Source organism: Caulobacter sp. GW821-FHT10C03 (genome assembly GCF_059415485.1).
Genome location: NZ_JBWKNI010000009.1, coordinates 29,634 through 48,171, shown reverse-complemented (window position 1 = coordinate 48,171; position 18,538 = coordinate 29,634). Strand labels below are relative to the sequence as shown.

Genomic DNA, 18,538 nt, shown 5'->3' with positions numbered 1-18,538 from the left:
TCTTCTTGTTCTTGGGACGCTTGTAGAGGGCTTGGGGGACTAGCAGCGGGTCAGGATCGGCACGGTCGAGCGCCGGCCGGCCTGCACCGTGACATGGCGGCCGACGTGCTCGAAGGAAACATCGGTCAGCTTGTCGCCGACGCCGAGGTTCTCGATCGACAGGCTGTCGATGCCGATCGGCAGGCGCGGCTCCTGGATGCGGATCTCACCGGCCCAGCCGTCGACGGTGATTCCCAGACAGGCTTGGAGCATCATGAAGGCCGAGCCGGCCGCCCAGGCCTGGGGCAGGCAGGCCACGGGATAGGCCACCGGCGGCTCGCCGGGCTGGCGGGGGAAGCCGCAGAACAGCTCCGGCAGGCGCATCTCGTAGTGGGCGGCGGTCTCGAACAGGCCCGAGGTCATCCGCACCACGCCGTCGCGGTGGCCGTAGCGGGCCAGGCCCATGGCGCAGATGGCGGTGTCGTGCGGCCAGACCGAGCCGTTGTGATAGCTCATCGGATTGAAGCGCGGCTCGCCCTCGGCCAGGGTCCGCACGCCGAAGCCGTTGTGGAACACGTTGGACAGCAGGGTCTGCGCCACCTTGGCCGCCCGCTCGGGCGAGGGCAGGCCGCAGAACAGCAGGTGCCCGGGATTTGAGCCGCGCACCCGGCAGGGCTGGCCGTGGCCGTCGATGGCCATGGCGTAGAAGCCCTTGTCCTCCATCCAGAACCGATCCTCGACCATGGTCCGCAGGTGCTCGGCCTTGGCGGCCCAGCGCTCGGCGTTGTCGGCTTCGCCGCGCCGGCGGGCGAGATCGGCCATGCCCTTGAAGGCGGCGAAGGCGTAGCCCTGCACCTCGACCACGGCGATCGGCCCGTCGGGGAACTTGCCGTCGGCGTGAAAGACGCTGTCCTCGCTGTCCTTCCAGTTCTGGTTGGAAAGGCCGGTGTCGGCGCCGCGGGCGTAGTCGATCAGGCCGTCGCCGTCGCTGTCGCCGAAGTGCTCTATCCAGCCGATGGCCGCCTGCAGGCGCGGCCAAAGACTGTCGATGAAGGCCAGGTCCCCGGTCCGCTCGGCATAGGCGCAGGCCAGGGCCACGAACAGCGGCGTGGTGTCGACCCCGCCGTAATAGCGGCCGAAGGGCAGCTCGCCGAGGGCGGTCATCTCGCCCTTGCGGGTCTCGTGCATGATCTTGCCGGGCGCGCTGTCGCGGAAGGCGCTGACCTCCTCGGCCTGGTGGGCGGCCAGATAGGCCAGCACCCCGCGCGCCAGGCGCGGCTCGATCCACAGCACCTGCCAGGCCGTGATGATGGCGTCGCGGCCGAACGGGGTCGAGAACCACGGGATGCCGGCATAGGGATAGGGGCCGGTCTCGAACTCGGTGGTCAGCAGGGCCAGATCCGCCCGCGACTTCTCCAGCCAGTCGTTGAAAAGGCGGCCGGAACTGTTCAGCCGCGCGCCCCGCCGACGGCGGCCGCGCATGTCCAGCCTTGCGCGGGCGGCGGCGGCGCGCCAGCGCTCGCGGGTCGGCGGATGGTCCGGAACCGGCCCGACCTCGAGATAGAGGTCGAAATGGGTGTCCGGCGTCAGCATGAACATGAACTCGGCGCGTTGCGGCGTCAGGCGTCCGGGCGGTTCGGAGAAGGCGATGACGCTGTCGCGCCGCAGTTCGTCCAGGCCCTGGTAGGCGAAGTGCACCGAGCGGCCGTTCAGCTCGGCGGGCAGCACCCGGCCGCGCGCCTTGCGCTTGGAGCCGCGCACCTCGAACATGTCGTGGAAGTCGGCGTCGTACTCCAGGATCACCGGCAGGATGACCATGTCGCGGCTGTAGTTGACGAAGCGCAGCCGCTCATAGAGCCGCTCCGACCACAGGAAGCGCTTGCGCTCGATATGGATCGCTCCGTGCGGGGCCGAGGATCCGCCCAGCGACTGGACGGTCTGGTTGGTCGAGTGCGAGGTGAAGAAGACGTTGTCCTGCGAGACGCTGGCGCTCAGCAGGGCAGGCGGCTTGCCGCCGATCAGCAGGCGCAGGCGTGACAGCAGCCGGGTGTCGTCATGAAACAGGCCGTCGGCCGCCCCCAGCACGTCGCCGAAGGCGTCGGCCACCAGGAAGGTGTCGCGGTCCTTCAGGGCGAACAGCCGGTAGGGCACGCGCGGTTCGCCGGTTTCGCCCTGCTCGCCGGCGGTCAACGGGGTCGGTGCGAGGTCGTCCATTCGATGCCCCTTAATCCGGAACGCTGGGTCTTAAACGCGATCAGCGGCCGCGCCGGTGAGGGCGCGGTCGCTGAAACTTGAAAATACAATGCGGCCTCAGGCCGGCAGCTTGGCCGTTGGGCTGGACCGCCGACGGGTCAGGCGCTCTGGGCCAGGGTCAGGCGCGGCGGCTGGGCCGCCTCGTCCAGGCGCGCATAGATGTCGAGATAGCGACGGGCCATGGCGTGGGCCGAGAACCGGGTCTCGAACCGCGCGCGCACCGTCTGGCGCGACAGGTCGGGCAGGCGGCGCAGGGCGGCGACGGCCTCGTCCTCGTCGTCGACGATGAAGCCGGTGACGCCTTCCTCGATCACCTCGGGCACCGAGCCCCATTGGTAGGCGATCACCGGGGTGCCGCAGGCCATGGCCTCGATCATCACCAGGCCGAAGGGCTCGGGCCAGGCGATGGGGAAGAGCAGGGCGTCGGCGCCCCCTAGGAAGGCCGACTTCTCGGCGTCGCCGATCTCGCCGACGAACTCGATCAGCGGGTGGTCGAGCAGCGGTTCTACGACGGCGTGGAAGTACTCGCGGTCGGCGGCGTCCACCTTGGCGGCGATCTTCAGCCGGCGGCCGACCCTTTTGGCGATGGCGATCGCCCGTTCGGGTCCCTTCTCAGGCGAGATCCGTCCGAGGAAGGCGAGGTAACCCTCTGGTTTCGGGTGGTATTCGTAGATCTCGGCGCACATGCCGTGCAGCACCGTGCCGGCCCAGTTGGCGAAGGGCAGGGGCGCGCGCTGGCTGTCGGAGATCGAGACCAGCGGAAACTGCGGCCAGCGGCGATAGACACCCGGCAGGTCCTTCAGGTCGAGCCGCCCGTGCAGGGTGGTCAGGGTCTTTCCCGCCATGCCCTCGAACAGCGGGAAGTGGATCATGTCGGTGTGGAAGTGGATGACGTCGAAGTCGTCGGCGCGGCGGCGAACCTCGGCCAGCATGGCGATGTGGGCGGCCAGGTCGGACTTCAGCGGGGCGGGATCCAGGCGGATCGCCTGGTCGCGGACGACCACCAGGTCGGCCTTGGTGCGGGCTTCGGCGGAGGCGAACAGGGTGACCTCGTGGCCCAGGTCGACCAGGGCGTCGGTCAGGTGCGCGACCACCCGTTCCGTCCCGCCGTAGAACCGCGGTGGAACGGCTTCGTACAGGGGCGGAACCTGGGCGATTCTCATGTGTGGTGATCCTGCCAAGGACGATTGTGGCGCAAAGGCGCCGACGTCGGAATGCAAACCGCGAGTGTGGCGTTAAGGTTCCGCAACGTGAGAAAGAACCAAAAGGCGACCTTGGCCGTTGCAGTTTCACGATCCTCGCGTTGACGAAGCCGACGCGGAATTGCCATTTGGGAAGCGCGCGGAGGGGCCGCGCGCAATGTGCGTGCGAGACCCGTCGACGGTGAGACAGAGCCTGAAAGTTTCGACCGCCCTGCTTGGGGCGGCCCTGTGGATGTCGGCGGCTCCAGCCGTTCATGCTCAAGCTCAAGTCCGGCCTGTCCGGGCGCCGCAACAGGCGCCCGTGCCCGTGCCCGCGCCGCCGGCCCTGCGCGCCGACCAGATCGACCTGCTGGCCAAGGCGTTGATCAACGCGCCCTCGCACGGTTTCGAGCCCGGCGCCTTCGCGCCCGACCGCGCCCTGGCCCAGCTGGACTCGCGCAACGGCGCCGACCGCCAGGCGGGCTTGAACCAGCTGATCGCCCTGACCCTGCGCTACGCCAAGGCCGTGCACAGCGGCCGCCTGGCCCCCGCCGACTTCGACGCCAACTGGGGCTTGCGCCCCGCGGCCTACGATCCCGCGCCCGGCTTCGCCGCCGCCGTGCAGAACGACCAGCTGGCCGGCTGGCTGGAAGAACTGTCGCCGCCCTATACCGGCTACCAGACCCTGCAGAAGGGCCTCGTCACCTATCGCGACATCGCCGCCCGCGGCGGCTGGGCGGTCATCCCCGAGGGGACGCCGCTGAAGCTGGGCGACAAGGCCGATCCGCGCATCGTCCAGCTGGAGGCCCGCCTTGCGGTCGAGGACCCCAGCATCGCCGTCGATGGCGTGGCTGTGTTCGACGAGGCCCTGCAACAGGCCCTGATGCGCGCCCAGAAGCGCTTTGGCCTCAATCCCGACGGCGTGCTCGGCAAGGGCACCCTGACGGCGCTGAACGTGCCGGTGCAGCTGCGCATCGACCAGATCGTCGCCAACATGGAGCGCTGGCGCTGGCTGCCGCAGGAACTGCCGGCCGACCGCATCCAGGTCAACATCGCCGCCGCCGTCATGAGCGTCTTCCACCACGACGCCCCGACCCTGACCATGCGCGCGGTCACGGGCCGTCCGGGCGACGAGACGCCGATGCTGCAATCGGCGATCCACTCGATCGTGCTCAATCCGCCCTGGAACGTGCCGTCCTCGATCGCGACCAAGGAGCTGTGGCCCAAGGAGCGAGCCAATCCGGGCTATCTGGCGCGCAACGACTTTATCGTCATCCCGACCGGCGACGGCGGCTCGCGCCTGCAGCAGAAGGCCGGCGACAAGGCCGCGCTGGGCCTGGTGAAGTTCGACTTCAACAACCCCTACGGCGTCTATCTGCACGACACCCCGTCGCGGGCCAAGTTCGCCAGCTACAGCCGCCTGGCCAGCCATGGCTGCGTGCGCCTGGAAAAGCCGATCCCGCTGGCCAAGCAACTGCTCGGCGGCAGCGCCGAATGGACGCCTGAAAACGTCGACACGACCATCGCCTCGGGCAAGACCGTACGCGCCCAATTGGCACAGCCGATGGCCGTCTTCCTGCTCTACTGGACCGCCTATGTGACCCCGGACGGGCAGGTGAATTTCCGCGACGACCCCTATGGGTGGGATCGCGCACTCGTGCAGCGTATCGCCGCAGCGAAAGCCGTCTGAGCGCCTCGCCGGGGCGCCCAAGCGACTGTCTTTAAAGCACTTGAAGCGTGGCCGGCGTCAAAGCCGCTCACGCTTTCGGCTGTCATGCCCGTCCCGGCTCCGCTTGACCCGAGCGCCCTCGTCAGGCCTCTTTTGGTGCGTAAGCCTTTCCGATCCGGAAAGTTTATCGTGTTCCAAGTGAGCTTAGGCGGCCTTCGGGCGGCCTGACGCAGTCAGTCGGGAAAGCGTATCCATGATCGAACGACGCAAGCTTCTGGGGCTTGGCCTCGGTGTGCTGGGCGCCAGTGCGGTCGGGCCCATGGCGGCCTTCGCACAGTCCAAGTTCGGCCCAGGGGCCGATCCCATCGCCGACCTGCTGATGAAGCAGGACCTCGGCAATGCGGCCGAAGGCATGTCGGATAACGACCTGCCGCAAGCTTCGGTTCCCGCGCCCCGGCCGACGATCCAGCGCGTCTCTTCGGAGCCCCGCTGGGTGAAGCTGCACAACGTGCACACCCAGGAAAAGGTCGAGGCGGTCTATTTCGAGAAGGGCGAGTACGTGCCCGACGCCGTCCAGGCCCTCGACAAGGTGCTGCGCGACTATCGGACGGGCGACGTCGCCCCGATGAATCCCGAGCTTTTCGACATCATGGCCGGCCTCGCGGCGCGCACCGAGACCAAGGCCCACTTCCAGATCATTTCCGGCTATCGCTCGCCCAAGACCAACGCGATGTTGCACGCGCGCAGCGGTGAGGTCGCCAAACGCAGCCTGCACATGGACGGCAAGGCGATCGATCTCTATCTGGAGGACGTCTCTCTGGATCGTCTCCGGACCGCGGCCCTCGACTTGAAGCAGGGCGGCGTCGGCTACTATCCGGTCAGCAATTTCGTCCACGTCGACGTCGGCCCCGTCCGGCGTTGGGTCGGCTCCTGAGGTTGGAGCCGTCCCTTTAGGGAGCTCCAGATGGCCAAGGCCGAACGTCGCGGCAATCCGTTGGGATGGATCGTCCTGGGTTTCGTCGTCGGCGCCGTGGCGGCCCTCGGCGTGATCCTGGTGGTCAGCGCCGGTGTCGGTTTCGACAACGGCGGCTATCAGGAAGGTCCCGAGGTCCGCACCGCGGCCGATGACGCCGCCAGCGCCGCCGTCACCCGCACGCCCGCAGCGCAAGCCGCGCCGGCGGCGACGCCCGAACCCGAAAAGCCTCCGGTCGTCGAAGCGCCCGCGGCTCCCAAGCCCGCTCCCGAAGTCGATCCGCAGATGGCCGAAGACGCGGCGGCGGCCGGCATGACCTCGCGGACGCGCCAATAATTTCCCTCTCCCCTTGCGAGAGAGGGTGGCCTCCGGAGGAGGTCGGGTGAGGGGTCTCTCAAACGCAAGACGCCGCGGCAGCCGATCAGCTGTCGCGGCGTTTTTCGTGGGTGCGACCCCTTATCCGTCAGCTTCGCTGACACCTTCTCCCGCAAGGGGAGAAGGGGGTTCTACAGCCCGATCCGCTTCGCGCCCTCGGCCACCGTCACCACGTCGAAGCCGGCGTTGACCGCGCCGTCGACCAGCCGTTCCAGCGCCTCCACCGTGCAGCCCCAGGCCGACGGCTTTTCCGCTACGTCATGGGTGTAGAGGATCAGCCACGCCTTGCGGCGGTGGGCGGCGTCCAGCCAGCGCAGGGCGACAGCCTCGCCGTCCTCGCCCTCGATGCCGACGGCCGGGGCCTGGTTGAGGTCGGCGCCGTTGGCGATCAGGCCGTGGTGCAGGGCCCGCAGGGTCTTGAAGCGGCCAGCCAGGGCGGTCTTGGCCGGCGCGGCGACGTCGCCATAGGGATAGGCGAAGCTGACCGCGCTTCCCACGCCCCAGGCGGCCAGGGCGTCGGTGTTCTGGGCCACGTCGGCCAGGGCGACCTGCGTCGAGGCCTGGCCGCAGTCGAGGTGGCTGAAGGTGTGGCAGCCAATCTCGTGACCGGCGGCGTGCAGGCGGAAGGCGTCCTCGCCGGTGGCGTAGCGCCCCATCGGCCCGTCGCGACCGGTCAGCCCGGCGGCGAAATAGTAGGTGCCGCGAAAACCCCGGGCCTCCAGCACCCGCGCCCCGGCCTCGCAGGCGGTCGCGGGCGCGTCGTCGAAGCTGAACGACACCATCGGCCGGGTGAGCTTCACCCGCGCCGGGCGGCGGTGCTGCAGGCGGATCAGCCGGCGGCGGACCTTGCCCTTCAGCGAGCGGTCCGGCTCGTAGGCGTCGACTTTTTCATAGGTCGGTTCGACTGCGGTCATCACACGGCGTCCGAATAGAGGGCGGCCCGGTAGAGCCGCATGGAGAATGCACGAAGAGGCGTGGGCAGCGATTCCGAAAGCGCGATGGCCTTCAGCCACGGCCGCCAGGTCGCACGCAGGGGAACGCCCTTGAGGGCCCTGGCGACCTTGTAGCTGGGATAGGCGCTGACCACGTCGCGGTGGGCGGCCACCACGCGGGCGAAGTTGGCGGCCGACTGCTCGTACTTGGCGGCCATTACCGGGGCGGGATCGAGGCCCAGGTGCGTGGCGGTGTTGTCGATGTGCAGGATCGGATGGGCGCGGGCCACCCGCATCGCCCATTCGACGTCCTCCCAGCCCCAGCCGGCGAAGCCCTCGTCGAAGGCGACGGTCTCGAAGACGTCACGGCGCACCAGCAGGTTCGAGGTGAAGACGTGCTTCTCTGGTTCGCGGGCGCGTTCGGGCGCGGGCGTGCAGTCGCTCTTCAGCGCCATGGCCCGGTGCAGGGCGTGCTCGGGCCGGATCGGCGTCTGGGTAAGGGTGAAGCCGCCGAAGGCCACGGGCGCGTCATCGCTCGCCACCGCCAGCCAGCGCGAGAGGAAATCGCGCGGGTCGGGAAGCATGTCGCTGTCGAGGAACAGCAGGTGCCGGCCCCGGGCGTGGGCGGCCAGGCGATTGCGGCCCTGGGCGCGGCCGGCGTTGGCCGACAGGCGCACGAAGCGGGCGGGGCGCTTCAAGGCCGCGACGATCTTGCCGATGCGGGCGGCCAGGGCCTCGTCGCCGCCGCCGTCGTCCAGCACCACGATCTCGGCCGCGTCGTCCTTTCCATCCAGGGCGCGGAGCAGGGCGGTCGGGTCGTCGCGGAAGGTCGGGATCAGCACCGACAGCCGCGGGCCGGCGGAGGCCCACGCGGCGTTGTCGAAGATGGTTTCCGTGATCGGGGGGGCGGTCATGCGGGGCGGAACCTGCGGGTGATGACGGCCAGGCGGCCGCGCGCGCCCCCGGCGTCGAGCAGCAGGGCCGCGCCGGCGAAGGTCGCCGCGCCGAGGCCCGCCTTGAGGATCAGTTCGAAGAGGCCGCCGAAGTCGGGCAGGACCAGGACCAGGGCCGCCATCAGGGCGCTGGACAGGCCGACCTTCGCCAGCGCCTCCCACGGGATCGGCAGGGCGCAGGCCCGGCGGCCCAGCACCCCGGCCGCGATCGCGCCCAGGCCATAGCTGGCGGTGGTGGCCCACAGCGCGCCGTTGAGGCCGAAGCGCGGGATCAGGATCAGGTTCAGCGCCAGGTTGGCGCCCGCCGGGATGGCCATGCAGACGCTCAGCATCGTCGTGCGCCGGCCAAGCGTGAAGGCCTGCAGCAGATAGTAGGTGGTCACGCCCGACAGCCAGCCGCTGGCGGCGATCCACGGCGTCACGCCCGCAGCCCCGTCGCGCAGGGCCGGGCCGATCATCACCTCGGTCAGGGGGCGGGCGACCAGGGCCAGGCCGACGGCGGCGGGCAGGGTCAGCAGCACCATGAAGTCGGCCTGCTCGCGGGCGCTGTCTTCCAGCGCCGGCTGGCCGCCGCGCTCCAGGGCCGCGACCATGGCCGGGCCGCCGGCCATGCCCAGCCAGATGAAGACGACGTCCAGGGTGCGCGAGCCCAGCGAATAGCCGGCGTGGTAGACGCCGACCGCGCTCTCGTCGAGGAACGCGGCCAGCAGGAAGCGGTCGGTGGTCGACAGCACCAGGGCCAGGATCAGCGAGAAGGCCACCGGCAGGCCGTAGGCGGCGTAGGATTTGGCCAGCGCCTTGTCGAAATGGCCGCCCTTCAGCCGTCCCAGGTCGGCCGGCAGCACGAACACCAGGCACAGCAGCGAGATCGCGCCCATGCCCAGGATCGGCGCGGCGCCGCCCAGGCCGACCAGGGCCAGGATCAGGCCGAGCGCGAAGCCGCCCACCGTCTGGATCACGTCCAGCAGGGCCGCGCCCGACACCTCGCCGGCGGCGCGGCGTCGTTCCTGCGAAAGCTTGGCGAGACTCTTGACCGCCGCGGCGGCGAAGGCGGCCGCGACGGCGACTTTCAGCGCCGGGGCCATCGGCCAGAAGCGCAGGATCACGGCGGCGACGACCGGAATGGCCAGGGCCATCAGGATCCACAGGCGATAGAGGGTGGCGAAGTGGTCCGGCAGGCGGCCGTCCTCCTGCGCCCGGGCATGGAAGCGGGCCATGGCCGCCTCGGTCCAGGTCAGCAGGGCCGTCTGGGTCAGGCTCAGCGCCGAGAAGGCCAGGGCGTAGGTACCGTACTCGGCGGGGGTCAGCACCTGGGTGAACAGCACGATCGTCAGGAGGCCGACGACCCCCTGGGCGATGTTGACCGGCAGGTAGCCGAGGACGCCGCGCCAGAACATGGTCAGCGCACGGCGGTCTTGTCGCCCAGCAGGCAGGGCACGGTCATCAGGATCACGTAGAGATCGAGCCAGAACGACTGCCGCTCGATGTACTCGACGTCGTAAGCGACGCGCTGGCGGACCAGCTCGGGGGTGTCGACGGCGCCGCGCGAGCCCTTGATCGCCGCCCAGCCGGTGACGCCGGGCTTCATGCGGTGGCGGTGGGCGTAGGTGGCGACCAGCTTGGCGGACTCCACGTCGCCGGTCATCATGCCGATGGCGTGCGGGCGCGGTCCGACGATCGACATCTCGCCGGTCAGCACGTTGAACAGCTGCGGCAGCTCGTCGAGGCTGGTCTTGCGGATGAACTTGCCGACGCGGGTGACCCGGTCGTCGTTGGCGCTGATCTGGCGGGCGGCCTTGGCGTCGGCCATCTCGTGCCGCATCGAGCGGAACTTCCAGATCAGGATCGCCTCGTTGTTGAAGCCGTGGCGGCGCTGGCGGAAGAAGATCGGGCCGGGGCTGTCGAGCTTCACGGCGATCGCCACGATCAGCATCACCGGCGCGGCGACGATCAGGCCAAGGCCCGTGACGACCAGATCCTGGGCGCGCTTGACCATGGCCCGGCGGGCGTCGGTGGGCGCGCCCGACAGGTCGGCCAGGCGTCCCATGGCCGCGTCGCGGTCGGCGTCGCCGCCGATGTCGACGATCATGCTGACGGGATTGGGCAGTTCCGACAGGCGCTCGACCAGTTGACCCACGCGGGCCTGGGCGGTGGAATCGACGGCGATCACCACGCGGTCGACGAAGGGCATGATGCGGTGGTCGACCAGGGCCTTGGTGTCGCCCAGCACCGGCACGCCCATGACGGCCTCCGGGGCGCGGGCGGCGCGGTCGTCGAACACGCCCAGCACATTGACCTCGCCGGTGCGCAGGGCCGCGGCGATCAGGCGCTCGGCGTTGGTCGTGGCGCCGACCAGCACGATGTTGGGCGTCAGGGTGCCGACGCGGCGGCCGTGGCGCACCAGCGCCCACCAGCCGGCGTGCACCGCCAGGAACACGGGCAGGACCAGGGCCAGCCAGCCGCCCACCGGATGCGCGCCGCCCAGGGGTGTTTGGGCCAGCGGCGTCAGGGCCACGACCTGGACGGCGAGCGTTGCGGCGCCGACGGCGGCGGCCGTGCGCAGCAGGTGGCGGATCAGCGGCTCGCGATGGGCGAAGACATAGGCTTCCAGGCCGTGCAGGGCGGCCAGCAGCACCCCGGCCCCGACCAGGGGGGCGGCGAGGGCGCCGTCGCGCGCCAGCCAGAGAGCCAGACCAAGGGCGAGAATCGAATCGGCGGCGCGGAACCAGCGGGTCAGGTTCCGAATCTGCACCCGGGCGCGCGCCGGGGTGAGACGTTCGGGCCGAAAGGGGCCGCGCCGGCTACGAACATCGTCGGACGCATGACTTGCGTCCGCGGGGCGGGCGAAGGCGGAACTCATGATCGCTCTTGGGCTTCTGCACACGGGAGAACAGGGTTCAACCTAGCGTGGCCGTCTGAGCGTCGCGTTAACGCGATTTTCCTTCGACGCTCGATTGTCATTCTGCAGCGAACAGGCTATCGAACCGCTCCCTCTCAGGAGGAGACGTGGCCGAGAGGCTGAAGGCACCGCTTTGCTAAAGCGGCATACCTCAAAAGGGTATCGAGGGTTCGAATCCCTCCGTCTCCGCCATCCCCCGCAAAATCACTGAAAACACCGCCCCTGGCGGGAAATCCGCGCCTAATTGCGCCGTTTGTCGCCGGTTTCGGTCCAGAACCGGCGCATGCGGGCGACGACCGCTTCGGGCGGCGGGGATTTCCAGCCGGCGGCGCGGGCTTCGGGCGGGGGCCAGGCGCCGGTCAGGGTGAGTCGGCGAGTCTCGCGGGAGTCGGGCGCGCCGGGCAGGCGCCAGCCGCTTTTTTTCAGGGTCTCGATCACGCGCGGACGGGCGGCCTGTTCCTCCGACTCGCCGGGGCGCATGGGGCCGGCCAGCACTGTGGCCACCGTCTCGCCGTTGCTTCCGACCGCCCAGGGATCGGCCCCTTCGTCGAGCAGCAGTTGGGCGATGCGGAAGTTCTGCTGCTCGATGGCGATGCGCAGCGGCGTCGCGCCGGTTGGATCATGGTCGTTCACCCGCGCCCCGTGCTGGAGCAGCAGGCGCACGGCGCCCAGGGAATTGAGACCGATGGCGGCCTTCAGCGGCCAATAGGCCTCGCGCCGCTGCGGGCTGGCCCCGGCGGCCAGCAGCTGGGCGGCGAAGACCGGATCCCTGGCGCGCAGGGCGAGACTTAAGGGGATGGCGTCGTCGCCGCCGTCGGGCGGGACGCCCAGGTCCAGCAGCGCCGTGACCATCGGCTTGTCGCAGCGGGCGATCGCGAGGCCGAGGAGGTCGCCGTTGGGACCGCCGCGCGTCGTCTTCAAAGCCGGATCGGCGCGCAGGCGGCGGGCGGTCTCGTCGACATCACCCTTGATCACCGCCGCCATCAGGTCGCGACCGGCCTGGCCGTGGTCGGCCGCCGCCAGGGCCGCGTGGGGGTCGGGCAGGGCGGTGCCGCCGACGAAGCAGGCAGCAAGAGCAGCGTCCGTCATCATCACCATCGAGGCCGCCAGGGCGGCGATCCGGGCCGAACGGGTCACGGGCCTCAGTTGGCGGCCGCGCGATAGGCCGCGTCAAGGCTTGAGGTCAGCCAGGCCTGGCCGTGCAGGTCCAGCAGCGAGGCGTCGTCGCCCGACTGGCCCTCGGGTCCGACCGCCGTCAGGGCGTGGCGCTCGCCATAGGCCGGCGGGGCGTCGAGGAACAGGCCGCCCAGGATCGCGCCGGGGATCCCGCCCACCAGGCCGCCGAGGCCCGCGCCCAGCCAGCGGTCGCCGCCGTCCTGCACCCGGCTCAGCGGATCGCCGTCGATATAGTAGGCGTCGACCTGGGGCGCGGGCGCGCCGCCGGCCTGGGCGGCCTCCAGCGTGTCCTCGTGCAGGCCCGCGGCGTTGAAGGTGTCGGCCGGCAGGCCCGAGGCCACGGCCGCCGCCGAGGCCAGGCCTCCGCCCAGGGAGTGGCCGGTCAGGGTGACGTCCTCGCCCGCCGCCCGCAGCCGCTCGCCGATCAGCAGGGCCTTGTCGTAGTGGCCGGAGTCCAGCCCCAGGCCCTGTTGCAGGTTGGCCTTCCAGTCCGCGGCGCTCTGGGTGCCGCGGAAGGCCACCACATAGTCGCCCGCCGTATCGACATAGACCCGGGCGCGGAAGTCGGAGCCGGCTTCCTCCAGGTCGGTGGGATCCAGGCCCAGCCGCGCCAGGTCCTCGTCGCCGGCCACGCTCCAGCCGGCCGGCGGGTTGGGGGTGTCGTTATAGACGTCGGCGGCCAGGGCCATATGCACCCTGGCCTGCGCCAGTTCCGCCGCCTTGCCGCCGCCGGCCGCGACGGCCGAGACCTTCACGTCGGCCTGGGCCGTGACCGACACGGCCGGCCGCGAGGTCGGGGCGTTCCACTCGGCCGCGACCCGGGCGTCGATGGCGACCTCGGCCTTGGCTCCTACCGCGCTGCGGTCGCTGGTCGCCGTGATCCCCGATCCGCCGTCGATACGCATGACCCTGTCCCTCGATGCGAGCGTAGGGACGGATGCTGCGCGCGGGGCGGGGGCGGGACTAGCTGGGGAATTCCCTAGCGTGGGCGCCTCACGCCGCCACGCGGCCCTCGTCGTCGAGGCTGACGCCCAGCCGCGCCTTCAGCTCGCGCGCCCCCTCGGGCGTCAGGCGCACGGCGCGGCCCTTGGGCTCCAGGGCCAGCCAGCCTCGCGCGGTCATGACATCCAGCAGCCTGACGCCCAGCGGTCCGGCCAGGTGGTGGCGGCGCTCGGTCCAGTCCAGGCACTGGCGGGCGACGCCGCGCGGGGAGGAGAGGGCCTCGACCGCGATCCCCAGCTCGGCGAACCAGGCCCGGCCGGCGCCTGTGACCTCGTAGAGCTTGCCGTCCGCCGGCGTCAGCAGGTCGCCCTCGATCAGCGCCTGGGCCACCTTCACGCCCAGCCGTCCGGCCAGATGGCCGTAGCAGCAGCGGGCCTCGCGCAGGGCGCGGGCCTTGGGCGAGCGCGGGACCTCCAGCGAACGCACCGGCGCGGCGATCGCCGACAGCGCCTCGATGGCGTGGGCCACCTCGGCCGAGGCCAGGCGGTAATAGCGATGCCGGCCCTCGCGCTCGACCGCCAGCAGCCCGCCCTCGACCAGCTTGGACAGGTGGTTGCTGGCCGCCTGGGCGCTGACCCCGGCCGCCCAGGCCAGGGCGCCGGCCGGCTGGGCGCGGCCGTCCTGCAGGGCCTGCAGCATGGCGGCGCGGACCGGGTCGCCGATCAGGGCGGCGGGGGTGGCGATGTTGGCGTCCATGGGTCCACTCTAGACCCATCGCCGGCGCGATGGTTCATCGGCGCGTGTAGCATTCCATCGCCGGATCGGCGCATGACCGGGGCCATGAGCGCACAGACCTCCCGCCTGCCGTGGATCACCGCCGCCGCCAGCTTCGGCTTCCTGGTCACCCAGCTGGACGTCACCATCGTCAATGTCGCCCTCGACGCGATCAGCGACGCGTTCGACGCGCCGACGGCCCAGCTGCAATGGGTGGTCGACGCCTATGTGCTGGCCCTGGCGGCCATGCTGCTGTCGGCCGGCGCGATTGGCGACCGGATCGGACCTCGGCGCGCCTTCCTGGCCGGGCTGGCGCTGTTCGGCCTGGCCTCTGCCGCTTGCGGGTTCGCAGGCGGCCCGCTGGCCCTGATCCTGGCCCGGGTGGCGCAGGGCGCGGCCGGGGCGCTGCTGATCCCGCCGTCCCTGGCCCTGATCGCCCACGCCGCCCATGGCGACGACCGCCGGCGCGCGGCCGCGGTCGGCTGGTGGACGGCCGCCGGCGGTGTCTCGATCGCCGCCGGGCCGGTGCTGGGCGGCCTGTTGGTCGAGACCCTGGGTTGGCGCTGGGTGTTCTTCGTCAACCTGCCGCTCTGCGCGATCGGCGTGATCCTGACCCTGCTGGTCGCCCCGCCGAGCCTGCCCAAGCCCAAGGTCCCGTTCGACCTGGTCGGCCAGGCCCTGGCCGCCGCCGCCGTCACCCTGCTGGTCGGCGGACTGATCGAGGGCGGCCATCGCGGATGGAGCGGCGCGCCGCTGGCGGCCCTGATCGCCGGTCTCGTTCTCGCGCTGGCCTTCGTGCTGTTCGAGCGCCGGGCGGCCCATCCGGCCATGCCCCTCAGCGTCTTCCGCCGCCGGCCGGCCTGGAGCGCGGTGGTCGTCGGCTCGGCCCTGAACTTCACCTATTACGGCCTGATCTTCGTGCTGGGCCTCTACATGCTGCGGACGCTGCACTGGACGCCGGGCAAGGCGGGCCTGGCCTTCCTGCCGCTGACGGCGACCTTCATCGTCTCCAACCTGCTGAGCGGATCCCTGGTCGGACGCTTCGGGGCCAGGGCCGTCACCAGCGGCGGCGTGCTGGTCGCCGCCTGCGGCTACGCCCTGACCGCGCGGTTGGGGCAGGACAGCGGCCTGCTGGAGATGCTGCCGGGCTTCGCCCTCATCCCCGGCGGCATGGGCCTGGCGATCCCGGCCCTGACCAGCGGCCTGCTGGCCAGCGTCGACCGCCACGACGCCGGCGCGGCCTCGGGCGTGCTCAACGCCTGCCGCCAGGTCGGCGGCGCGGCCGGGGTGGCGATCTTCGGGGCGCTGGCGGGAGCGGGGATCGTCAGCGGCCTCAAGGCCTCGGCGATCGTGGCGGCGGCGATGCTGGTCGTCGCGGGGGGCGTGCTGCTGGTGCCGGAGCGGAAGACATAGCGACGCCTTCCTTTCTCCCGTCATTCCCGCCCTTGTGGCGGGAAGCCCTCTGTGAGCCGCAGGGGCAGTAGCGGCGGATCGCTGGCGATCCGCTTGCATCTCACCTGCGAACGGAACCAGGGGTTCCCGCCGCAAGGGCGGGTGTTGACCGAGACCGACAATTGCTTGCGGTGACGATCTAGCGGTACGCATCGTACTCATGCGCCTCTGCTTCGCGAGAGTTCCTAGACGTTCCCGGAGTATCCTACGGGCACCGGTTAGGGACGCTGACAGAGCGCTTCGCTTCAGCTGACAATTTGGTGTTTCGCCATGTTCACTAGCTTGCGATTCCGGCGCCTCATGTGAGCGATCCGCTCGGTGATTTCGATGTTGAGTGCGAAATCCTCTTCGACGCTCCCCCTTTCTCCATGCCTGACCACCGATAGCGAAACTGCGTCAGGATCGCCGCCCGCTGCCGCATAGACATTCCGCGCCTCGCTCAGCGTCTTCTCCCATTGAGCTTCCCTGTCCGCGAACAACTGTCGCAAGCAATCTTGGACATGTGAAAGGCCATCCATGTAAGCGCGGATGAGCGGTAACATGGCGACGCGGCCGCGCTTATCCGCGAGCGCAACTAGCGCCTGCGCGAGTTCAGGATCGGGATCTCTCCCGGTCAAAAACAGCTTGGGAGCTAGGCTAAAGCTAACGGTGTTCTGCATCCGCGCTTTGATCTCGTCGCCGTGAGATATCCAAGCATGATTGAACGTCAGGCTCTCGGTCGGAAGGGCATGGTGCTGCGTAAAGTTACGAAGGGCTTCCATAGTTCGGTAGCCGAGGTGCTTTCCGGCCTGTTCAGCCATCGCGGCCCGTAGCGTTTCCATCTCGCGTGATTTTCGACCAAACGAACGCGCGACTGCGTGAAGGGCGGAGTCGCGAACCAGGCGCCCGCTGCTCAGAAGATTGGAGATCACCCGATCAGCCTGACGACGCCAACTCTCCCACGCAATTCGATCTTGGTCTTGCCAGAGGATGTCTTCGATCAACTGGGTTAGTGCGGTCTTCTCTAACTCAGCAAGATTCAGGACCGTGATGTCCCAGATATCTTCCAGGCGGATGAGGTCGATAAGACCGCGATGAGCCTCACCGATCTGAATGAACTGGGCCTCGGAGATTGAGACACCGGCACCGCCGCCCATCACAACGTTACGCACTGCATACTTCGCGTAGCCGGTCACGGGCGCATTCCTTGAGGCAGAGTCGAGCGGCAGACATTGTCTCCGATCGCCATCTAGTCAAAGGCGGTTCGCCACACGAAAATAGCTGCGGCCACTTCCTTTTAACAAAAAGCGGACTGTAGCCGATACGGCCCCACCCCCGCACTCGATCGCTATCACGCAGTAGCTGACACCAAATTCGTCCGCCTCTGCGCGGGTTGTCGGTAACGGTGGAGGTTCCCGCCACAAGGGCGGGAATGACGGGAGTATTTTCAGATTTAAGCCGCCGCGTAGTCATACTTCAGGTCGAAGGCCCCGTCCGACTTCAGCGAGAACACCGCCTTCGACCAGGGCTCGTGGGCGCTGGAGGCGGTGAGGCGGTGCAGGTTGCGCAGCGCCTTCGAGACCGAATAGTCGAGCTTGCGCACGTCGAGGTCGGCCACCTCGCCGGCGGCCCGGGTGTAGTCGCCGGTCAGGCCCACCGAGCCGTCGATCACGTCGACATGCAGGCGGATCTCCGACCAGGGCTCGGCCACGCTGTCGGCCAGGGCCTGGCCCACATGGCGGTAGATGCCTTCGGGGGTGTCGATGTCGGCCATGGAATCCTCCGCCGGGGCGTCGCGCCAAATCTAGTCGTTGAAGAAGGTTCGGGTCGAGGGCTTGCCGTCGATGACGTACTCCACCCTGAACGCCTCGGGCCGCTTGGAGGCGCCGTCGAACACCGCCTTGATGTCGACGTCGACGCTCTTGCCGTCCTTGAGGGCGGCGGCCCATTCGTTCTCCATGGTCTTCCAGCCGCTCTTGTTCAGCGTGCCGTCCATGGCGTGGTAGTTGATCTGCTCGCCGGGGCCGTTGAAGATCGCCGCGATCAGGTGGCCGCCTTCGTCGCCCTCGACCCCGTCCTTGATCCCGCCTTCCTGGCCCGCCTTGGTCTGCTGGTAGCCGTTGCGGTCGGCGTGCTTGAGGTCGAGCGTGCCCGTCACCTGCTCGACCCGGCCCTTGGCGTCGGTGTGATAGGTGTAGCGACCGCTGACCACATAGTCGGTGTTGGCCGCCAGCTCGCCGTTCAGCTTGGCGTTCCAGCCGCCCTTGGCGCCTTGCTCCAGCTCGACGCGGGGGCGGGCGCTCAGCGCCTCGTCCAACTTGCGGCTGGCGGTTTCCAGCGTGTTGCGGGCGCTCTCGGGCAGCTTGTCCAGGGGCAGGGCGTCGATCGCGCCTTTCAGCTTCTCCAGCGCCGGCCTGGCCGCCGCGGCGAAGGCGCTGTCGACCTTGGCCAGGTCGGCGGCCTTGCTCACCGTCTCGGCCCATTTGCCGAGCTTGCCCAGCTTGGCCGCGTCGCCGATGTACGGGATCATGCTGACGGCCGACAGGCCCGCCCCGAGAAAGTCGCCCCGGAACAGCGAGATGACGCCGTTGGCGCCGTCCGAGATCGGGGTCGGGTCGAACAGGCCCGCGACGTCCAGCGCCATCTGGCCCAGGTCGAGCATCAGCTCCTGCTTCTGCGCGGCGCTGGCGGCGTCCAGGTCGTCGGCCAGCCGCTTCTGGTCGGTCGGCGACAGGTCGGCTTCGATTTCGGCGCGCAGGCTCCGGGCCTTGGCCGGATCGGATTTGGCGATCTCGGAAAGCTGGCCGGCCAGTTCGCTGGTGTTCAACTGGCCGCCGGTGCGGCTGGCGGCGACCAGGCTGGAGGCCTCGCTCGCGGCGCTGGCCGCGCTCGACGCGGCGCGGCTGGAGGCTCCGAGGGACTCGGCTGCGTTCAGGGCGGACATGCGGGGCCTCCGTTGCGCCTTGGCTGGCCAACGATGGCGACGGGGAGGGGCGTCCGG

At 69.8% G+C, this 18,538-nt stretch carries 16 protein-coding genes and 1 tRNA gene; 5 read left to right on the top strand and 12 right to left on the bottom strand.

Features of this window, described 5'->3' with window-relative positions; all coding sequences use genetic code 11:
* Positions 1 to 39: 39 nt before the first annotated feature.
* Together AC07NG_RS13520 and AC07NG_RS13515 are read right to left on the bottom strand one after the other, a co-directional pair.
* Positions 40 to 2,193 carry an amylo-alpha-1,6-glucosidase gene (locus AC07NG_RS13520; RefSeq protein WP_494594520.1) on the bottom strand — a complete coding sequence of 718 codons (2,154 nt, stop codon included), beginning with the start codon at positions 2,191 to 2,193 and terminating at the stop codon, positions 40 to 42.
* Between the two features lie 137 nt (positions 2,194 to 2,330).
* Positions 2,331 to 3,395 (bottom strand): glycosyltransferase family 4 protein, encoded by a 1,065-nt coding sequence (locus AC07NG_RS13515; protein ID WP_492856808.1) that lies wholly within the window; start codon positions 3,393 to 3,395, stop codon positions 2,331 to 2,333.
* A gap of 346 nt (positions 3,396 to 3,741) precedes the next feature.
* Between AC07NG_RS13515 and AC07NG_RS13510 the strand changes: the two genes are divergently transcribed.
* The 3 genes from AC07NG_RS13510 to AC07NG_RS13500 all read left to right on the top strand — a co-directional run bounded on the left by AC07NG_RS13510 (position 3,742) and on the right by AC07NG_RS13500 (position 6,391).
* Complete coding sequence (locus tag AC07NG_RS13510) at positions 3,742 to 5,103, top strand: L,D-transpeptidase family protein (RefSeq protein WP_494594518.1); 1,362 nt, start codon at positions 3,742 to 3,744, stop codon at positions 5,101 to 5,103.
* A gap of 232 nt (positions 5,104 to 5,335) precedes the next feature.
* Complete coding sequence (mepK, locus tag AC07NG_RS13505) at positions 5,336 to 6,016, top strand: peptidoglycan L,D-endopeptidase MepK (protein ID WP_492856809.1); 681 nt, start codon at positions 5,336 to 5,338, stop codon at positions 6,014 to 6,016.
* A 30-nt stretch (positions 6,017 to 6,046) separates the two neighbouring features.
* Entirely contained in the window at positions 6,047 to 6,391 is a 345-nt protein-coding gene (locus AC07NG_RS13500; protein ID WP_494594516.1) for a hypothetical protein, read from the top strand.
* Positions 6,392 to 6,561: 170 nt separating this feature from the next.
* Here the strand turns inward: AC07NG_RS13500 and hfsH are convergent, their stop codons facing one another.
* The 4 genes from hfsH to hfsE are packed head-to-tail and all read right to left on the bottom strand — an operon-like array spanning position 6,562 to position 11,175.
* Complete coding sequence (hfsH, locus tag AC07NG_RS13495; protein ID WP_494594515.1) at positions 6,562 to 7,344, bottom strand: oligosaccharide deacetylase HfsH; 783 nt, start codon at positions 7,342 to 7,344, stop codon at positions 6,562 to 6,564.
* Positions 7,344 to 8,276 (bottom strand): polysaccharide biosynthesis protein HfsG, encoded by a 933-nt coding sequence (gene hfsG, locus AC07NG_RS13490; RefSeq protein ID WP_494594514.1) that lies wholly within the window; start codon positions 8,274 to 8,276, stop codon positions 7,344 to 7,346. Before hfsG ends, hfsH begins: the two co-directional genes overlap by 1 nt.
* On the bottom strand, positions 8,273 to 9,712 hold the full coding sequence (gene hfsF, locus AC07NG_RS13485) for a polysaccharide biosynthesis protein HfsF (RefSeq protein WP_494594513.1): 1,440 nt from the start codon (positions 9,710 to 9,712) through the stop codon (positions 8,273 to 8,275). Before hfsF ends, hfsG begins: the two co-directional genes overlap by 4 nt.
* A gap of 2 nt (positions 9,713 to 9,714) precedes the next feature.
* Positions 9,715 to 11,175 carry a polysaccharide biosynthesis protein HfsE gene (hfsE, locus tag AC07NG_RS13480; protein ID WP_494594512.1) on the bottom strand — a complete coding sequence of 487 codons (1,461 nt, stop codon included), beginning with the start codon at positions 11,173 to 11,175 and terminating at the stop codon, positions 9,715 to 9,717.
* A 140-nt stretch (positions 11,176 to 11,315) separates the two neighbouring features.
* On the opposite strand from hfsE, the gene AC07NG_RS13475 reads away from it, so the two are divergent.
* A tRNA-Ser gene (locus tag AC07NG_RS13475) sits at positions 11,316 to 11,406 on the top strand.
* A gap of 48 nt (positions 11,407 to 11,454) precedes the next feature.
* Here AC07NG_RS13475 and AC07NG_RS13470 read toward each other — a convergent pair.
* From AC07NG_RS13470 to AC07NG_RS13460, 3 genes are all read right to left on the bottom strand, one after another.
* Entirely contained in the window at positions 11,455 to 12,351 is an 897-nt protein-coding gene (locus AC07NG_RS13470) for an ankyrin repeat domain-containing protein (RefSeq protein WP_494594510.1), read from the bottom strand.
* A 5-nt stretch (positions 12,352 to 12,356) separates the two neighbouring features.
* Positions 12,357 to 13,295 carry a Tle-like phospholipase domain-containing protein gene (locus AC07NG_RS13465; RefSeq protein WP_494594509.1) on the bottom strand — a complete coding sequence of 313 codons (939 nt, stop codon included), beginning with the start codon at positions 13,293 to 13,295 and terminating at the stop codon, positions 12,357 to 12,359.
* Between the two features lie 88 nt (positions 13,296 to 13,383).
* Positions 13,384 to 14,088 carry an ArsR/SmtB family transcription factor gene (locus AC07NG_RS13460; RefSeq protein WP_494594507.1) on the bottom strand — a complete coding sequence of 235 codons (705 nt, stop codon included), beginning with the start codon at positions 14,086 to 14,088 and terminating at the stop codon, positions 13,384 to 13,386.
* Between the two features lie 72 nt (positions 14,089 to 14,160).
* On the opposite strand from AC07NG_RS13460, the gene AC07NG_RS13455 reads away from it, so the two are divergent.
* Positions 14,161 to 15,519: an MFS transporter gene (locus AC07NG_RS13455; RefSeq protein ID WP_494594506.1), complete on the top strand. Its 1,359-nt coding sequence runs from the start codon at positions 14,161 to 14,163 to the stop codon at positions 15,517 to 15,519.
* Positions 15,520 to 15,803: 284 nt separating this feature from the next.
* Here AC07NG_RS13455 and AC07NG_RS13450 read toward each other — a convergent pair whose 3' ends face one another.
* The 3 genes from AC07NG_RS13450 to AC07NG_RS13440 all read right to left on the bottom strand — a co-directional run bounded on the left by AC07NG_RS13450 (position 15,804) and on the right by AC07NG_RS13440 (position 18,481).
* A complete protein-coding gene (locus AC07NG_RS13450; RefSeq protein WP_494594504.1) occupies positions 15,804 to 16,733 on the bottom strand; it encodes a hypothetical protein in 930 nt (309 codons plus the stop codon).
* A gap of 257 nt (positions 16,734 to 16,990) precedes the next feature.
* Positions 16,991 to 17,311: an immunity protein YezG family protein gene (locus tag AC07NG_RS13445; protein ID WP_110119735.1), complete on the bottom strand. Its 321-nt coding sequence runs from the start codon at positions 17,309 to 17,311 to the stop codon at positions 16,991 to 16,993.
* Between the two features lie 30 nt (positions 17,312 to 17,341).
* Positions 17,342 to 18,481, bottom strand: coding sequence for a DNA/RNA non-specific endonuclease (locus AC07NG_RS13440; protein WP_494594502.1), 1,140 nt, complete (start codon positions 18,479 to 18,481; stop codon positions 17,342 to 17,344).
* Positions 18,482 to 18,538: the final 57 nt, after the last annotated feature.